Annotated in this window: 13 protein-coding genes; 7 read left to right on the top strand and 6 right to left on the bottom strand. The window is 62.5% G+C overall.

Annotated elements, in window-relative coordinates; genetic code table 11:
- Positions 1-80: 80 nt before the first annotated feature.
- Together AC1DYJ_RS21535 and AC1DYJ_RS21530 are read right to left on the bottom strand one after the other, a co-directional pair.
- On the bottom strand, positions 81-1130 hold the full coding sequence (locus AC1DYJ_RS21535; RefSeq protein ID WP_477284699.1) for a class I SAM-dependent methyltransferase: 1050 nt from the start codon (positions 1128-1130) through the stop codon (positions 81-83).
- A 55-nt stretch (positions 1131-1185) separates the two neighbouring features.
- Positions 1186-1653: a peroxiredoxin gene (locus AC1DYJ_RS21530; protein WP_477284697.1), complete on the bottom strand. Its 468-nt coding sequence runs from the start codon at positions 1651-1653 to the stop codon at positions 1186-1188.
- 183 nt (positions 1654-1836) lie between these two features.
- Between AC1DYJ_RS21530 and AC1DYJ_RS21525 the strand changes: the two genes are divergently transcribed.
- Positions 1837-5223, top strand: coding sequence for a hypothetical protein (locus AC1DYJ_RS21525; protein ID WP_477284695.1), 3387 nt, complete (start codon positions 1837-1839; stop codon positions 5221-5223).
- A 94-nt stretch (positions 5224-5317) separates the two neighbouring features.
- On the opposite strand, the gene AC1DYJ_RS21520 is transcribed toward AC1DYJ_RS21525, so the two are convergent.
- Complete coding sequence (locus tag AC1DYJ_RS21520; protein ID WP_477284693.1) at positions 5318-5797, bottom strand: SMI1/KNR4 family protein; 480 nt, start codon at positions 5795-5797, stop codon at positions 5318-5320.
- Between the two features lie 107 nt (positions 5798-5904).
- Positions 5905-7158 carry a tyrosine--tRNA ligase gene (gene tyrS, locus AC1DYJ_RS21515; RefSeq protein ID WP_477284691.1) on the bottom strand — a complete coding sequence of 418 codons (1254 nt, stop codon included), beginning with the start codon at positions 7156-7158 and terminating at the stop codon, positions 5905-5907.
- Between the two features lie 268 nt (positions 7159-7426).
- Between tyrS and AC1DYJ_RS21510 the strand changes: the two genes are divergently transcribed.
- The 4 genes from AC1DYJ_RS21510 (at position 7427) to AC1DYJ_RS21495 (ending at position 11064) form a co-directional block, all read left to right on the top strand.
- Positions 7427-8161: a glycosyltransferase family 2 protein gene (locus AC1DYJ_RS21510; protein ID WP_477284689.1), complete on the top strand. Its 735-nt coding sequence runs from the start codon at positions 7427-7429 to the stop codon at positions 8159-8161.
- Positions 8154-8489 (top strand): lipid-A-disaccharide synthase N-terminal domain-containing protein, encoded by a 336-nt coding sequence (locus tag AC1DYJ_RS21505; RefSeq protein WP_142868074.1) that lies wholly within the window; start codon positions 8154-8156, stop codon positions 8487-8489. Before AC1DYJ_RS21510 ends, AC1DYJ_RS21505 begins: the two co-directional genes overlap by 8 nt.
- A gap of 77 nt (positions 8490-8566) precedes the next feature.
- Positions 8567-10210 carry an ArnT family glycosyltransferase gene (locus AC1DYJ_RS21500; RefSeq protein WP_477284687.1) on the top strand — a complete coding sequence of 548 codons (1644 nt, stop codon included), beginning with the start codon at positions 8567-8569 and terminating at the stop codon, positions 10208-10210.
- Entirely contained in the window at positions 10207-11064 is an 858-nt protein-coding gene (locus AC1DYJ_RS21495; protein ID WP_477284685.1) for a phosphatase PAP2 family protein, read from the top strand. Before AC1DYJ_RS21500 ends, AC1DYJ_RS21495 begins: the two co-directional genes overlap by 4 nt.
- A gap of 42 nt (positions 11065-11106) precedes the next feature.
- On the opposite strand, the gene AC1DYJ_RS21490 is transcribed toward AC1DYJ_RS21495, so the two are convergent.
- Positions 11107-11757, bottom strand: a complete 651-nt coding sequence (locus AC1DYJ_RS21490; protein ID WP_477284683.1) for an FMN-binding negative transcriptional regulator — start codon at positions 11755-11757, stop codon at positions 11107-11109.
- A 155-nt stretch (positions 11758-11912) separates the two neighbouring features.
- Positions 11913-12587: an alpha/beta hydrolase gene (locus AC1DYJ_RS21485; protein WP_192253503.1), complete on the bottom strand. Its 675-nt coding sequence runs from the start codon at positions 12585-12587 to the stop codon at positions 11913-11915.
- Between the two features lie 240 nt (positions 12588-12827).
- On the opposite strand from AC1DYJ_RS21485, the gene AC1DYJ_RS21480 reads away from it, so the two are divergent.
- Both AC1DYJ_RS21480 and sufB read left to right on the top strand, forming a co-directional pair.
- Positions 12828-13991 (top strand): cysteine desulfurase family protein, encoded by a 1164-nt coding sequence (locus AC1DYJ_RS21480; RefSeq protein WP_477284681.1) that lies wholly within the window; start codon positions 12828-12830, stop codon positions 13989-13991.
- A gap of 243 nt (positions 13992-14234) precedes the next feature.
- Positions 14235-15752 (top strand): Fe-S cluster assembly protein SufB, encoded by a 1518-nt coding sequence (sufB, locus tag AC1DYJ_RS21475; RefSeq protein WP_477284679.1) that lies wholly within the window; start codon positions 14235-14237, stop codon positions 15750-15752.
- Position 15753: the final 1 nt, after the last annotated feature.

The raw sequence follows: 15753 nt of genomic DNA, 5'->3' as shown, positions 1-15753 counted from the left end.
GGTCGGTGACTGTACTCAATCGCCCGCAACTCGACGGTTGCAGCGTCGTCATGGCGAGACCAAGAGCCAATAATGGTGGTTTAGGCCAGGCCGACGAGCGACAGCGCCTTGCGGCGGACGCGGCTCGCCAACAGCCGCGCCACCTCCGCCGTCGACTGAACCGGCGGCTGAACATGGATTGGAACCTCCACATAGACCGGAACTTGCACAACCACCGGCTTGGGCTCCGGCGGCGGTGGTCCAGGGGGTAGGTTCGATCCGGTGTCGCCCAACACTTCGGCAGCGAATTCAGACACCTGTCTCAATGACAGCTCAAGCCGTTTTGCGTCGAATTCGTTCGGCCCCGGCTTTGCCGGTTGGCCGGCCCGCAATTGCACAACGAACTCCGATCCCTGGTTTTCCCTAAGGCTGTCGATCGACAGGTCGAGAAGGTCCATATAGCCGAGTTCGAAGATCAGCAACTCGAACGACGCGGGGGTGAAGAACCAGGCGTGCGCATCCACATAAGGCGGATCCACTTGATTGACATCCCGTTGGTACTCCTGCCAGCAGTCGTCGAAACTGCGGTGGAATTTGAGCGGACCCCTGGAGCCGGCAAGCCATGCGCCCGAGCCGTTGCGGATAACCGAAAAGGCCCGCGCTTCAAGCAGCGTTTCCGGTGTATGGCGGATGCGCTTTTCCCGGTAGGCGGTCAACACTTCGCGCAGGCTGCTTGCAGGCTTGAAGACATCGAAGCATTTGCGCATGTCCGGCACGGCAAGAGAGACAATTCCACCCGGCCGCAGCAATCTCTGGACCTGCTGGAACAGGCTGAGAAGGTCGGGCGAATTTTCGATGGTGTGGCTGGCAATGAAGTAGTCGTAGCCGTCCGGATTTCTTGCCAGTGCCAGCGTGTCCAGCGGTTCCCCCCGCCAGACGATGTCAACCTCCTCGATCAGGCTCTCCCGCATGCGAATGCCGTCGGCTTTGTGGTTGCGCGCCTCAGCCCGCAGCGCCGCGGCGTCGCGAAAGTCGACGACGGTTGTGTTCCAGCCGTACTTCTTCGGCGCTATGGGGCTGTAATAGGGGCCGAGCTCGATGCCGCGCATGGTTTTGTCGAGATTGCGCCGAAGGTCGTCGAATCTGCTCACGCCAAATCCCCCTGTATATTAATCCCCTGTATATTTTTGTTGTTTTCCGGGGTCGTCAGAGCGCGCGCACCGCCTCGAGCACCGCTTCGGCATGGCCCTTGACCCGGACCTTGCGCCAGATGCCGGCGATCCGGCCGTCCTTGCCTATCAGGAACGTCGCCCGTTCGACGCCCATGTAGTTGCGGCCGTACATCGTCTTTTCGACCCACAGATTGTAGGCCTCGATCACTTTGCGCTCTTCGTCGGCAACCAGATCGACGGTGAGATCGTATTTGGTTTTGAACTTGTCGTGTTTCTTCACGCTGTCCGGCGACAGGCCGATCACGATGGCGCCGGCCTTTTCGAACTCCGGCTTCAGCTGCGAAAAGCTGATCGCCTCGGTGGTGCAACTTGTGGTGTCGTCCTGCGGATAGAAGTAAAGTACGACGGGTTTTCCCCGCAACGCGGCAAGGCTGAGCGAGCCGCCGCCATCACGCGGCAGGTCGAATTGCGGAGCAGCGTCGCCAATGTCGAGATCAGCCATATCGATGCCCTTGTTTGAGGTTACGCGGCCCTAGATCAGGAGAGAGAGCATGATGCCTGGACAAACGGAAACCGTTTGTCCGAGAAAACCGCCCCACACTTTTCGGCATCATGCTTTAGCCTGCATCGTTATAGTGTCGAGCGGGGATTCGTCCACGATCGAATTCGTACAACGGAACATTGCGTGGATCAGGAAGAACCGCAGCACGAGAAAATCCGGTTCAGGCGTGACGAGATCACCGACCTGGGGACTTTCCCGTCTGCCTGCAGCGTGCCGCCGCTCGGCAAGGCGCGGATCGGCCGCGGCTTTCGTATCCTTGCCCGAATGTTTGCCGGCGTCGTCGCCCTGGTGCTTTTGGCCGCGGCTGCCGTCTATGTCATCGGTGCCACCGGCATCGGCAGCGAGCGGCTGCGCGCGGAAGCCGAAACGGCGATCGAAAAACTCGCCGGTTTCGACGTCAATGTGGCCGTCGGTCCGGCCCGCCTGACACTGGACGGCTCGAGCTTCATTGCGCTGCAGGTCAAGGATGTCAGCGTCAAGACTGCCGACGGCAAGCCGATGGCCGATGCCGGGCGTGTGCGTTTCGGCATTCGTCTGATCCCGCTGCTCTCGGGCGAGGTGCGGCTGACCAGCGCCCGGATTTCCGACGCCCGCATCGTCACTGCGGCAATGCCGTCGGGAGGCGACTGGACAGCCGAGCTGCGCAATCAGGACGGCCTCATCGATCCGGAAAAACTGGCCGCCGCTGTCTTCGGCCACGTCAACCATGCGCTCGATGCCGTGCGCGAGGATTCGATGCGCCGGATCGATCTCAAGAATGTCGCGTTCGAACTGCCCGAGGCGGGCTCGGTCAAGCTGGTCACGATCGCCAACGCCACCGTGCTGCAATCTGGCCCGGGCAGCATGGAGTTTTCGTCCGAGGCTGATATCGACGGCCGCGCACTCACCGTCACCGCCACCGCCTCCCGCGATACGACTTCGCTGCGGATTACTGCGTTGAATGCGGCCATCGACATGGCGGCCATTCCAGAGACAACGCCAGAGGCCGGTGGGAAAACCGGCGCGATCGCGTTGAAGCTGACGGGGGCTGAAGGTTCCGGCGAGAGCGATTCCCGGCTGACGGCCTCGCTGTCGCTGACCGGCTCGGTGCTCGACCTCGGCACACGCGGGCTGTTGCCGGCCGATGTCGACGTCGACGCCACGCTTGTCTCCGGCTCCAACAAGATCGATGTCCGCAGGCTGGTTTTGAAGACCGGCCGTTCGACTTTCAATTTCGCCGGCTCGATCGGGCCCAAGCCGCCGACCGGAGCGGCGGGCGAGGAGCCTTCCTACCGCTACGACCTGACCAGCGACGGCTCGACACTGGCGCCTTCGGAATCGCCCGAGCCGGCGCTGAATTTCTTCGCCCGCATCGCCGGCGTCTACCAGACCAGGAGCCACAGGCTCGTCGCCGAGCAGATCGGCATCAGGTCGGGAACGGGCAGCGAGGTGCTGGGCACGGCCGCACTTGCCTTCATCGACAACGGACCGCCAGGCATTTCGCTCTCGCTCAACGTCCACGACATGCCGGTCTCGCACGTCAAGCAATTGTGGCCGTGGTTTTCCGCCAAGAATGCCCGGCTGTGGGTGCTGCAGAACCTGTTTGGCGGCCGCGTCGTCGACGCCAATTTGCAGTTCCAGGTCGTGCCGGGGCGTCTCGGCAATGGCGTGCCGCTTTCGGCCGGCGAGGTGTTCGGCCGGTTCCAGATCGAGGGCTCGCGCTTCGACACCGCCGGCCGCATCCCGCCGATCCGAGACGCCGTCGGCGAGGTTTCCTTCCACGGCAACGACGTCGACATCGCGCTGTCCTCCGGCAGCGTCTATATGCCGAGCGGCCGCACCGTTGCGGCAAGCAATGGCACCCTGGCGGTGAAGGCGGCAAACCACCCGCCGGTGATCGGTGCGCTCGATATCGACGTCGCCGGCGAGGCGCCGGCCATCGCCGAGCTCGCCTCCTACGAACCGATCAACGCCATGCGCCATGTCGGTATTGCGCCGGACGACCTGTCCGGCACGGTGACCGGCCACGTCAAGGCCGACATTCCGCTGCAGTCCGGTGTCGATACTTCGAAGCTCGATTGGCTGGTGTCGCTCGACTACAAGGACCTGTCGCTCGCCAAGCCGTTCGAAGACCAGACGGTGACCGATGCCGACGGTTCGATCGAAGTCGGGCCTGACAAGGCGGTGATCTCGGCCGATGCAAAGCTGAACGGCATTCCGGCGGAGCTCGATCTGGTCGAGCCGCTCGGGGATGACGGACCGCCGCGCAGCCGTAAGGTGGCCCTTGTGCTCGACGACAAGACACGCGCCAGCGCCATGCCTGGCCTGTCGCCGCTGATTTCCGGCACCATCAAGGTGGCGATCGACAAGAGCGGCGACGGCGGCAGCCAGAACGTCACGGTCGACCTGACCAGCGCCAGGCTGGATATTCCCTGGGCGGGCTGGAGCAAGGGGCCGGGCATTCCTGCCAATGCCACTTTCACCATGGCCAAGTCCGGCGATACGACGACGCTGTCCGACTTCGATCTCGACGGAAAGAGCTTTTCCGTCGAAGGCGATGTTGTGCTGGTCAAGGGCGCGCTGTCATCGGCGCGCCTTAGCAAGGTCGCCCTGAACAGGGGCGACGACGTAGCCGTGACGGTGAAGCGGTCGGGCAAGGGCTTTGCCGTCGACGTCCGCGGCAATGCGCTCGACGCCCGCTCGCTGATCAAGCAGTTCACCTCCGACGTCGACACCGCCACCAAGACCACCGGCACGGATGCGGTTTCGGTCAGCGCCGATGTCAATTCGCTGACCGGGTTCCACGACGAGGTCCTGTCCAATCTGAAGCTCGACTACAGCGCCGCCGGTTCCAAGGTAAACGGGCTCAAAGTCAGCGCCACGGCAAGTTCGGGCGCCGCCATCACCATCAGCAACACCGCAGGCAACGGCGCGCGCGCGCTCAACATGAAGTCGGCCGACGCCGGCGCCATATTGCGCTTCCTCAACATCTACGAACACATGGAAGGCGGATCGATCACGCTGGCGCTCAGCGGCGTGGCCGACGGGCCGATGCGGGGCCAGGTCGATTCGAGCAACTTCTTCATCGTTGACGAGCCGAAGCTCGCTTCGATCGTATCGACCACGCCAGCAGGCGACAACCGCAGCCTGAACGAAGCCGTCAAAGGCAAGATCGATACGTCGCGGGTAAAGTTCGAGCGCGGCTTTGCCGAGATCGACAAGGGAAGCGGTTACCTGAAGCTCGCCAATGGCGTGCTGCGCGGCCCGCGCATCGGCACCACGTTCCAGGGCACGCTCTACGACCAGAACAACAATATGGACATGACCGGCACGTTCATGCCGGCCTATGGCCTCAACCGCATTTTTGGCGAATTGCCGCTGGTCGGCGCGCTGCTCGGCAATGGCCGTGATCGCGGCCTGATCGGCGTCACCTACCGGCTCAAGGGCAACGCCAACAAGCCGGTGCTGGACATCAACCCGCTATCGGTGATCGCGCCGGGAATTTTCCGGTCGATCTTCGAATATCGCTGAGACTAGGCCGTAGACTCGTAAGCGCGCAGCCACAGCCAAGCAGGATCGAATTACGCCGATATGGAAGTTGCCAGTCGGTCAACCGGTTGCGGACTTAGCTCGGGTCCTCGTGCCACGGCTCGACGTCGCAAAGGGCGTCAATCCAGGCATGAAAACTTGGCGCAAGCTCATCGACGGTTCCAAAGTCGTGATCGAAGAACCAAATTGCCCGCATGTCGGCGCTGTCCCCGCCAAGCTGGTCTGCATTGAAGCAGAACTTGTTTCCGGACCCATCGCTCGCGATAGCGACAAGCCGATCAGGCATCCCGATCTGACGCCAGCCAAGCGTTTCCTCAACGATCTCCTTCGGAGAATAGAATTCATGAAGATCATGCAGGTCCAACTTACGCCCGACGATCGCGCCTAAAAGCGCGATCGTCGGACGAGGCAACCCCACGTCAAGTAGTGCTTGTCGATAGTCTTCGGGAAAGCGGACGCCTAGCTGCTGCTCAGCAGCACCCAAATCCTCCTCTGAGACTGAATCAGGGGGATATTCAGGGATGGTCCACTTCTCAACGAATCGCGAAAGTGACATGCGCGCTACCTTACAACGCGAAGTAGACCTAGCAGCTTGGGAAAGCATGGCAACGCCCGCTTTCCCAAGTCGTCTCGGCGAGCCCTGTTTATGCGTTGACAGCCTGCTCAGACCGGCCGCACCAGGACGTGCTTTTTCTTGCCCAATGAAAGCTTTGCGACGTTTTCCGGACTCAAATCCTGTGGCGTCACCATCCGGCGGTCGTCCGCCACCGGCTGGTCGTTGAGGCGCACGGCGCCGCCCTGGATGTGACGCCGTGCCTCGCCGTTGGACCCGGCAAGGCCCGCGGTGACCAGGAGCGACAGGATGCCGATGCCGGCCTCCAGCGCAGCACCCCCGACCTCGACGGTCGGCAGGGTTTCGGCGGTCACGCCTTCCTCGAATGTCTTGCGCGCAGTTTCCTCGGCTGCGAGCGCCGCCTCGCGGCCGTGCACGATGGCCGTGGTTTCCGTCGCCAGCACCTTCTTGGCTTCGTTGATCTCGGAACCGCCAAGGGCGGCCAGCCGCGCGATCTCCGACAGCGGCAGGCGGGTGAAGATCTTCAGGAAGCGCTCGACGTCGGCGTCCTCGGTGTTGCGCCAGTACTGCCAGAAATCATAGGGCGAAAAGAGGTCGCCGTTCAGCCACACCGCGCCCTTGGCCGACTTGCCCATCTTGGCGCCCGACGATGTCGTCAGAAGCGGCGTGGTCAGCGCATAGAGCTGCGGCGTGCCCATGCGGTGACCGAGATCAACGCCGTTGATGATGTTGCCCCACTGGTCCGAACCGCCCATCTGCAGCCGGCAGTCGTGGCGGCGGCTGAGCTCGACGAAGTCATAACCCTGCAGGATCATGTAGTTGAATTCGAGGAAGGACAGCGACTGTTCGCGATCGAGCCTGAGCTTCACACTGTCGAAGGTGAGCATGCGGTTGACCGAAAAATGGCGGCCGACATCCCTAAGGAACTCGACATAGTTGAGCTTCATCAGCCAGTCGGCATTGTTGACCATGATGGCGTCGTTGCCGGTGTCGCCGAAGCGCAGGATGCGGCCAAAAATGCGCTTGATGCCTTCGATGTTGGTGGCGATCGCCTCGGGCGTCAAAAGGCTGCGCTGGTCGTCACGGAAGGACGGGTCGCCGATCATCGAGGTGCCGCCGCCCATCAGCGCGATCGGCCGGTGGCCGGTCTCCTGCATCCAGTAGAGCATGGTCGCCGAAATCAGATTGCCGATATGCAGGCTGGTCGCGGTGGCGTCGTAGCCGACATAGGCGGTCACCGTTTCCTTCGCGAAAAGTTGATCCAGCCCGGTCTCATCCGAGATCTGATGGATGAAACCGCGCTCGCTCATGACGCGCAGGAAATCGGATTTGAAGGCAGACATTGTTTCTTCCTGAAAGCGCCAGGCCCCAACTGCTCGGCGTGATTTGAACGCGGGCGTTTAGCATCCAAGCGGCCGAAGCAAAAGTGGTTTCCGGTTTTGCGTCCGCGGAGACTGCATATGCTGCGCTCCCGCGCGCGCTTGCTTCATCGTGCCGGCTGGCGTAATGAGGCGCCGCGCCAACGGGTTCATGCAACCTTCGATCCGCTGGAACGGCACCGCACGGCATCCGCCAAAATGCCATATCCTGTGACAGAGCCCGACGCGACATATGCCGGACGCATTGATATCCATCGTCATTCCTTGCCGCAACGAGGCGGCGAACCTGCCGCTTCTGATCGACGAGATCGAGGCCGCGATGACCGGACGCGACTTCGAAATCATCGTCGTCAATGACGGTTCGACCGACGATACGGCTTCCGTGCTTGCCGCGGAGGCGGCCAAACGCCCGTTTCCGCTTCGTCAGCTGCGCCACGAAAAATCCGCCGGCCAGTCGCTTTCGGTGCGCTCCGGCGCCTGGGCGGCGCGCGGCGCCATCGTCGCCACCATCGATGGCGACGGCCAGAACGATCCCCAATACATCCCCGTTTTGGTCGACGCGCTGCGCCAGGCGGGGCCCGATGTCGGCGCCGCGCAAGGGCAGCGGCTGAAGCGCCGCGACAGCAAGATCAAGCAGCTGGCGTCGCGGTTTGCCAACTGGCTGCGTGGCGCGATCCTGCATGACGACACCCGCGACACCGGCTGCGGCCTGAAGGCGATCCATACCGATATCCTGCGCAAACTGCCGTTTTTCGACGGCACGCATCGTTTCGTTCCGGCGCTGGTCATCCAGGAAGGTTTTCGCGTCGTCCACTGCGACGTCGTCGACCGCTCGCGGCGCCACGGCAAGTCGAATTACGGCATCTTCGACCGTGGCCTGCAGGGCGCGCTCGATCTCGCCGGCGTCTGGTGGCTTCGACGCCGGCGCCGCCGCATGCCGAAGGTAGAGGAAATCACGCATGGCTAACGTGTTTCAGGAACTGGCGACCTGGCTGCATCAGGTTTTCATCAAGCAGTTCGATGCCTGGATCCTGCTCGGCTTCGTCGCCCAGTTCTTCTTCACGATGCGCTTTGTCGTACAGTGGCTCGCCTCGGAAAAGGCCAAGCGCAGCGTCGTGCCGGTCGCTTTTTGGTTCTTTTCCCTGTTCGGCGGCGGCCTGCTGCTCATCTATGCAATCGTGCGCCAGGATCCGGTGTTCATCGCCGGCCAGGCCATGGGCATGCTGATCTATGTCAGGAATCTCTGGCTCATCGCCAACGAGCGCAAAGCGGCGGCGATGACCAAGGTCGATTGAAGAAAGCCTGGGGTCGATTGGCGAAAGTCTGGGGTCGACTGAAGAAAGTCTGGTCAAGGCAGGATCCGGTGGTCGCAATGAACAGGAACTACGTCCTGCTTTTCCTGTTCAGCCTGCTGCTGACCGCCAGCGGGCTGGCTTCGCTACCGCCGATCGACCGCGATGAATCGCGGTTCGTCCAGGCCACCAAGCAGATGGTCGAAACCGGCGACTATGTCGACATCCGCTTCCAGGACATGTCGCGCTATCAAAAGCCGGTCGGCATCTACTGGCTGCAATCAGCGTCCGTGGCGCTGAGCGGCGAGGGGGCCGAGGCGCCGATCTGGGTCTATCGCCTGGTCTCGGCGCTGGGCATCGCCATTGCCGTTGTGGCGATTGCCTGGACAGGCACCAGTCTTTTCGGCGCCAATGCCGGCCTCGCGGCCGGGCTGATCATGGCGGCGATCTTCGCCACCGCCTTCGAAGGCCGCGACGCCAAGACCGACGCCATGCTTCTGGCCTGCTGCGTCGCGGCGCAAGGCGCCCTGGCGCGGATCTACACCGCCTCGCGCCGCAACGAAGCGGTGGCCGGCCATCTCTGGTGGATATTCTGGGTGGCGCAGGGCATTGCGATCCTGATCAAGGGACCGATCGCGCCTCTGTTGTCGGCGCTGACAATTGCCGCGCTGTTTGCGTTCGAACGCGATGGGCGCTGGCTGAAAAACCTGAAAGTCGGCCGCGGCCTTCTGATCGTGCTGTTGATCGCGCTGCCCTGGCTCGCGCTGATCACCTGGAAGAGCCATGGCGCGTTCCTGCAGCAGGCGGTCGGCAAGGACATGCTGGGCAAGGTCGCCTCAGGTGAGGAATCGCACGGCATTCCGCCCGGTTTCTATGTGCTGACCTATTCGTTGTTCATGTGGCCGTTCGGGTTGATCGCCGTCGGCGCCGGGCTGCAGGCGCTCAACCGCTTGCGCGACGATCCGCGCCTGCGCTTTTGCCTTGCCTGGTACATCCCGTTCTGGCTGGTGTTCGAGCTGATCCCGACCAAGCTGCCGCATTATGTGCTGCCGGCCTATCCCGGCATGGCGCTGCTGGTCGGCTGGCTACTGACCCTGCAGCCGGAGGACGCCAATGCGCCGCTCAAGCGCTGGCAGTCATGGCTTTGGTGGTCGACCGCCTTCGGTCTTGGCCTGGTCAGCATCGGCCTGGCCGTTGTCTGCGTCGGCGCGCCGATCTATCTCGCCAAGGCCTTCTCTTGGTGGAGCATTCCGGCCGCGCTTGCCGCGCTCGTCACCGGCTATCTCGCCTTTCCCCGCCGTTTGCAGGTGCCGCTGCCACGCATCGGCGCGATCGCGGCTGGCGCCGGCATCACCCTTGGCTTGCTGTTCGGGATGATTGCGCCGTCGCTGAAGCCGATATGGCTGAGCCCGGCGATCAAGGCCGCCGTCGACGCGAACCGTCCGTGCGACACGACCGTCCTTGCCTCGGCGCCCTATCACGAACCGAGCCTTGTCTTCCTGGTCGGAACCAAGACAATCCTGACCGATGTCGACGGCGTCGCTGGACACCTGCTCGGTGATCCCGCCTGCGCGCTCGGGCTGGCGCCTGTCGCCGATGAGAAGAAGCTGAACGACATGCTTGCGGCGCAAGGCAAGACGGCGAACCGCCTCGCCGAGATCGACGGCCTCAACTATTCCTCGGGCGATAGACTGTCGCTTGGCCTCTACCGGGTAGCCAAGTGAAAACCCTCGTGACGCCATCCGCGGTGTTTCGCCGGTCGCGCGACAATCTCCTCGACACGATGCGCATCGTGCGGCGGCGCCTGGCGACGCGCCCGGCCCGCTACCCGAAAATCCTGTGGTCGGTCTGGGCTGTGGCCTGGCTTTTGCTGACGGTCACGGTCTCGATCCGTTTCGACGACGCGGCGGGAGCGATGGTGGGGCGGTGGTCGCCCGACTTCAAGCGCTTCACGGAATTTTTCACCGTCTTCGGCCTGGGTGGCTGGTATCTCATACCGTCGGCAGTGGTGCTGCTTGTGGCGAATCTGACGGATTGGCGCAGTCTTTCCAGGCGCGCGCGGATGACCCTCTACAACTGGACCTCTTTTGCTTTCATGGTGGTGGGTTCGATCGCGGTGTCCGCCCTGGTCGTCAATGTCCTGAAATATGGCGTGGGAAGAGCCAGGCCGATGAATTTCAGCAAGCTCGGCGATCTGTCGCTGCATCCTTTTGCCATGGAGGCGAGCTTTGCCAGTTTCCCGTCGGGCCATGCCACGACGATGGGCGTCATTTTCGGACTGGGGTTGCTGATGTTGCCACAGCGCAAATGGATGCTGCTGGCCGTGACCCTTGCCATCGCGTCGACCCGGATTTTTGTCGGCGCACACTATCCGAGCGACACGGTCGCCGGCTTCGGTCTCGGTTGTGCCGTTGCCATCGCCAGCGCGCTGGTCTTTACACGCCTAGGATTTATCTTCCGCCACACGCCAAAGGGATTGCCGGTTCCCAAAACGACGTTCCGGCTGTTCCGGCGGGCTCGCAAACGTGCTCCGCGGCAAACGAATCTCGGCATTGGGGCAACCCGGGCAAACCATTGAATTTGCCTGCGCCTTTGCATCCAGCGATGTTAGCCGCTGCGGCTATTGGCTGTCGATGCCGCCCCAGGAACGTACCAGCCGGGCCATATCGGGCGCACCGGCGGCTTCCTTCTCCAGCCCTTCGGCGACACCGACGCGATCTGCGACAGGGCGGTTCTGGCTGACCTTCCACTTGCCGCTGATCTCGGCGATCTTGATCTCCAGCCCGATAATGCCCTTGATCTGCGACTGAATGAAGGTCGGTGGCGCGTCGGTCACCGCCCAGGGCTCCTCACGGGCGCCTTCCTGCGACAGCGTCAGCTCGGTGATCTGCTGTGCGATCCACTCCGCATCGTCGATCACTTTGACCGTGCCGCGTACCTGGACGATGGCATAGTTCCAGGTCGGCACGACCTTGCCGGTCTCGCGCTTGGTCTCGTACCAGGACGGCGTCACATAGGCATCGGCGCCCTGGAACACGACCAGCACGGGCGATGCCGGATTGTCGGCGAGCAGGCGCCATTGCGGGTTGGCCTTGGCCAGGTGTGCGCGCAGCCTGCCGTTCGGCCCGGCCTCGGCATCGAGCAGGAACGGAATAGCGTTGGCGACAGGGCCGTCAGTGCCGTTGGAGATCAGCAATCCCAGCGGATGGGCGCGGATCAGCCCGTGCAGGACGTCCTGGCGCGTCTCGATGAAATGAGGAGGTTGGTACATGATCGGTCACGCCTTCGTCGGCTTCCTGAACCGGTATTTTGCACCGTTCAGGCAGGCTACGCCACATGTCAGGCGTGCCAGATCATATGGATCAGCACAAACGGCATTCGCGCCCGCAACGGGCACGAATGCGCATGATACCGAATCCGGGGACCTTAGCGCAGCCGCTTCGGCCGCGGATCGGACAATTCGCCGGCCAGCCGCCGGTCGAGATAGTCGGCGCATTCCTCGAGCAGCAACTCAGAATCATTGGCGAAGAAATGGTTGGCGCCGGGCAACGTCTTCTGCGTGATGGTGATGCCCTTTTGCGTGTGCAGCTTGTCGACCAGGCCCTGGACGTCCTTCGGCGGCGCCACCTTGTCGGCATCGCCATGGATGATCAGGCCAGATGACGGGCAGGGCGCCAGGAACGAGAAATCATAGGTGTTGGGCTGCGGCGCGATCGAGATGAAACCTTCGATCTCCGGGCGGCGCATCAGAAGCTGCATGCCGATCCACGAGCCGAAGGAATAGCCGGCGACCCAGCAGCTCTTGGAATCCGGATGCAGCGACTGCACCCAGTCGAGCGCCGCGGCCGCATCCGACAATTCTCCGGTGCCGTGGTCGAATTCGCCCTGGCTGCGGCCAATGCCGCGGAAATTGAAGCGAAGCGTGGTGAAATCGCGCTTCTGGAACATGTAGAAGAGGTCATAGACGATCTTGTTGTTCATCGTACCGCCGAACTGCGGATGCGGATGCAACACGATGGCGATCGGCGCGCTCTTTTCCTTAGAAGGCTGGTAGCGGCCCTCCAGGCGGCCGGCCGGACCGGTGAAAATGACCTCAGGCATAAAATACTCCACGTGGCATAAGAATGCGCGGCGCCCGGAACAACTCTTTCCTCTGGCCTTGACGCAGGGCGAGCGTCTTCTTAGAAGCTAGTTTAGAATTGTTCAAAACTGGATAGCCAGCCGTGACGGCCCGGCCATCCCCGCCGCAAGCCGCGTAAATAGGACGTCTTGCCTTGCAATTTCAAGGAAATAACGCGCTATCCCTGCGGAATGGGTTTTGACGGGATCGATTGAGCAAAAATGGCCGCAGCACGCGCCTATCTCGACTACAATGCCAGCGCGCCGCTCATCCCTGAGGCGCGTGAAGCGATGATTGCCGCGCTCGATCTCGCAGCCAATCCGTCGTCGGTGCATGCCGAGGGCCGCGCGGCGCGCCGGCTGATCGAAAATGCCCGCCGCGACGTGGCTTCGCTGGTCAACGCCAGGGCCGAACATGTCGTCTTCACCTCCGGCGCGACCGAGGCTGCCTCGACGCTTTTGACGCCGGACTGGCAGATGGGCCGCGGCACTGTGCGCATGAGCCGGCTCTATGTCTGCGAAGCCGATCACCCTTGCCTGCTCAATGGCGGCCGTTTTCCCGCCGCGCAGGTGACGCGGATCGGCGTCGATGCCGACGGCATCGCCGATCTTGCTCAACTGACAGCCGCTCTGGCCGCGCACGACAAGGCCGACGGCCTGCCGCTGGTGGCCATCCACGCCGCCAACAACGAGACCGGCGTCCTCCAGCCGATCGAGGCCATCGCCGCAATCGTCAAGGCGGCGGGCGGCATTCTGGTGGTCGACGCCGTGCAGGCTGCAGGCCGCATTTCCATCGATATGTCAGCGCCTTACGCCGACTATTTGATTCTGTCGTCGCACAAGATCGGCGGCCCCAAGGGGGTCGGTGCCATCGTTGCGGCAGCCGATCTGATGATGCCGAAGCCGCTGATCAATGGCGGTGGCCAGGAAAAGGGCCATCGCGGCGGCACTGAAAACCTGGCGGCCATCGCAGGCTTTGGCGCCGCGGCACGGGAGGCTCTGGCTGGTCTGAACGACGTCAATGCGCTCGCGCACCACCGCGATGAGGTCGAAGCCATCATCAAAACACTGGTACCGGACGCAGAAATCTTCGGAACTGGCGCGCCAAGGCTTGCCAATACGACATTCTTCGCTATTCCCGGCGTCAAGGCCGAGACGGCACAGATCGCTTTCGATCTGGCCGGCGTGGCGCTGTCGGCGGGATCGGCCTGTTCGTCGGGCAAGGTCGGGCCGAGCCATGTGCTGAAAGCCATGGGTTATGGCGACAGTCTTGGCGCCTTGCGCGTGTCCATCGGTCACGCGACGAGCGCCGGGGATATCGATCTGTTCCGCACTGCGCTGGCGGGAATCGCCCAGCGCCGGGCGGGCAGGGAACAAGCCGCCTGAGGTGGTGGGGAGCATTGGACCGAAAAGTGTGAAAGCGGTTTTCGGACGATCCAATGCTCAGAGAAAGACCATTCAGGCCTTACGGCCTGGTAGAGCCGTGCGTTTGCAAGTGGCCGGGTGAATTCCCGGTCGAGACGCACTATATGGAACTTACGCCGCCTTCGGCGCCTCACGGGGCAGCCTTGGCGATGCCATAGTTTGAAAACTGTCGGGCCTTGACCCCGGCGTGGATGGAGAACGCTTATGCCTGCTGTGCAGGACACGATCGATCGGGTCCGAAAGATCGACGTCGACCAGTATAAATACGGATTCCAGACAGAGATCGCGATGGACAAGGCCCCCAAGGGCCTGAGCGAAGACATTATTCGCTTCATCTCGGCCAAGAAGGATGAACCGTCCTGGATGCTGGAATGGCGTCTGGAAGCCTATCGGCGCTGGCTGACGCTGGAAGAGCCGACCTGGGCGCGCGTCCACTATCCGAAGATCGATTTTCAGGACCTATACTACTACGCGGCGCCCAAGAGCACGCCCGGCCCGACCTCGCTCAGCGACGTCGATCCTGAACTGTTGAAGGTCTACGAGAAGCTCGGCATTCCGCTCAGGGAACAGGAAATCCTCGCCGGCGTGCAGAAGACCGACGCGTCAGAGCTCGAAGAGCCCAGCGACAACGTCTACAAATCAGGCCGTGTCGCCGTCGACGCGGTGTTCGATTCCGTCTCCGTCGTTACCACTTTCAAGAAGGAGCTGGCGCAGGCCGGCGTCATCTTCTGCTCGATCTCGGAAGCCATCCGCGAGCATCCGGAACTGGTCCAAAAGTATCTCGGCTCGGTTGTGCCGACTTCCGACAATTTCTACGCCACGCTGAATTCGGCAGTCTTCACCGACGGTTCCTTCGTCTTCGTGCCCAAGGGCGTTCGTTGCCCGATGGAGCTGTCGACCTATTTTCGCATGAACGAGAAGAACACCGGCCAGTTCGAGCGCACGCTGATCATCGCCGAGGAGGGGGCCTACGTCTCCTATCTCGAAGGCTGCACCGCGCCGCAGCGCGACGAGAACCAGCTGCATGCCGCTGTCGTCGAACTGGTGGCGCTCGACGATGCCGAGATCAAATATTCGACGGTGCAGAACTGGTACCCCGGCGACGCCGAGGGCAAGGGCGGCATCTACAATTTCGTCACCAAGCGTGGCGACTGCCGTGGCGACCGCTCGAAGATCTCGTGGACGCAGGTCGAGACCGGTTCGGCCATCACCTGGAAATATCCGAGCTGCATCCTGCGCGGTGACGATTCCCAGGGCGAGTTCTACTCGATCGCGGTCTCGAACGGCTACCAGCAGGTCGATAGCGGCACCAAGATGATCCATCTCGGCAAGAACACGTCGAGCCGCATCATCTCCAAGGGCATCGCTGCAGGCTTTTCGCAAAACACCTATCGCGGCCAGGTTTCGGCGCACCGCAAGGCAACCAACGCCCGCAACTTCACCAATTGCGACAGTCTGCTGATCGGCGACCAGTGCGGCGCGCACACCGTGCCTTACATGGAAGCCAAGAACTCGACGGCGCAGTTCGAGCATGAGGCGACGACGTCCAAGATTTCCGAGGACCAGAAGTTCTACGTCATGCAGCGTGGCATTCCTGAAGAGGAAGCGATCGCGCTGATCGTCAACGGCTTCGTCAAGGACGTCATCCAGCAGCTGCCGATGGAGTTCGCGGTCGAGGCGCAGAAGCTTATCGGCATCTCGCTCGAGGGCTCGGTCGGCTGAC

The organism is Mesorhizobium sp. P2_B11, assembly GCF_056404855.1.
Note: the sequence above shows the minus strand (reverse complement) of the source record. Positions and strands in the feature narration are given on the sequence as shown.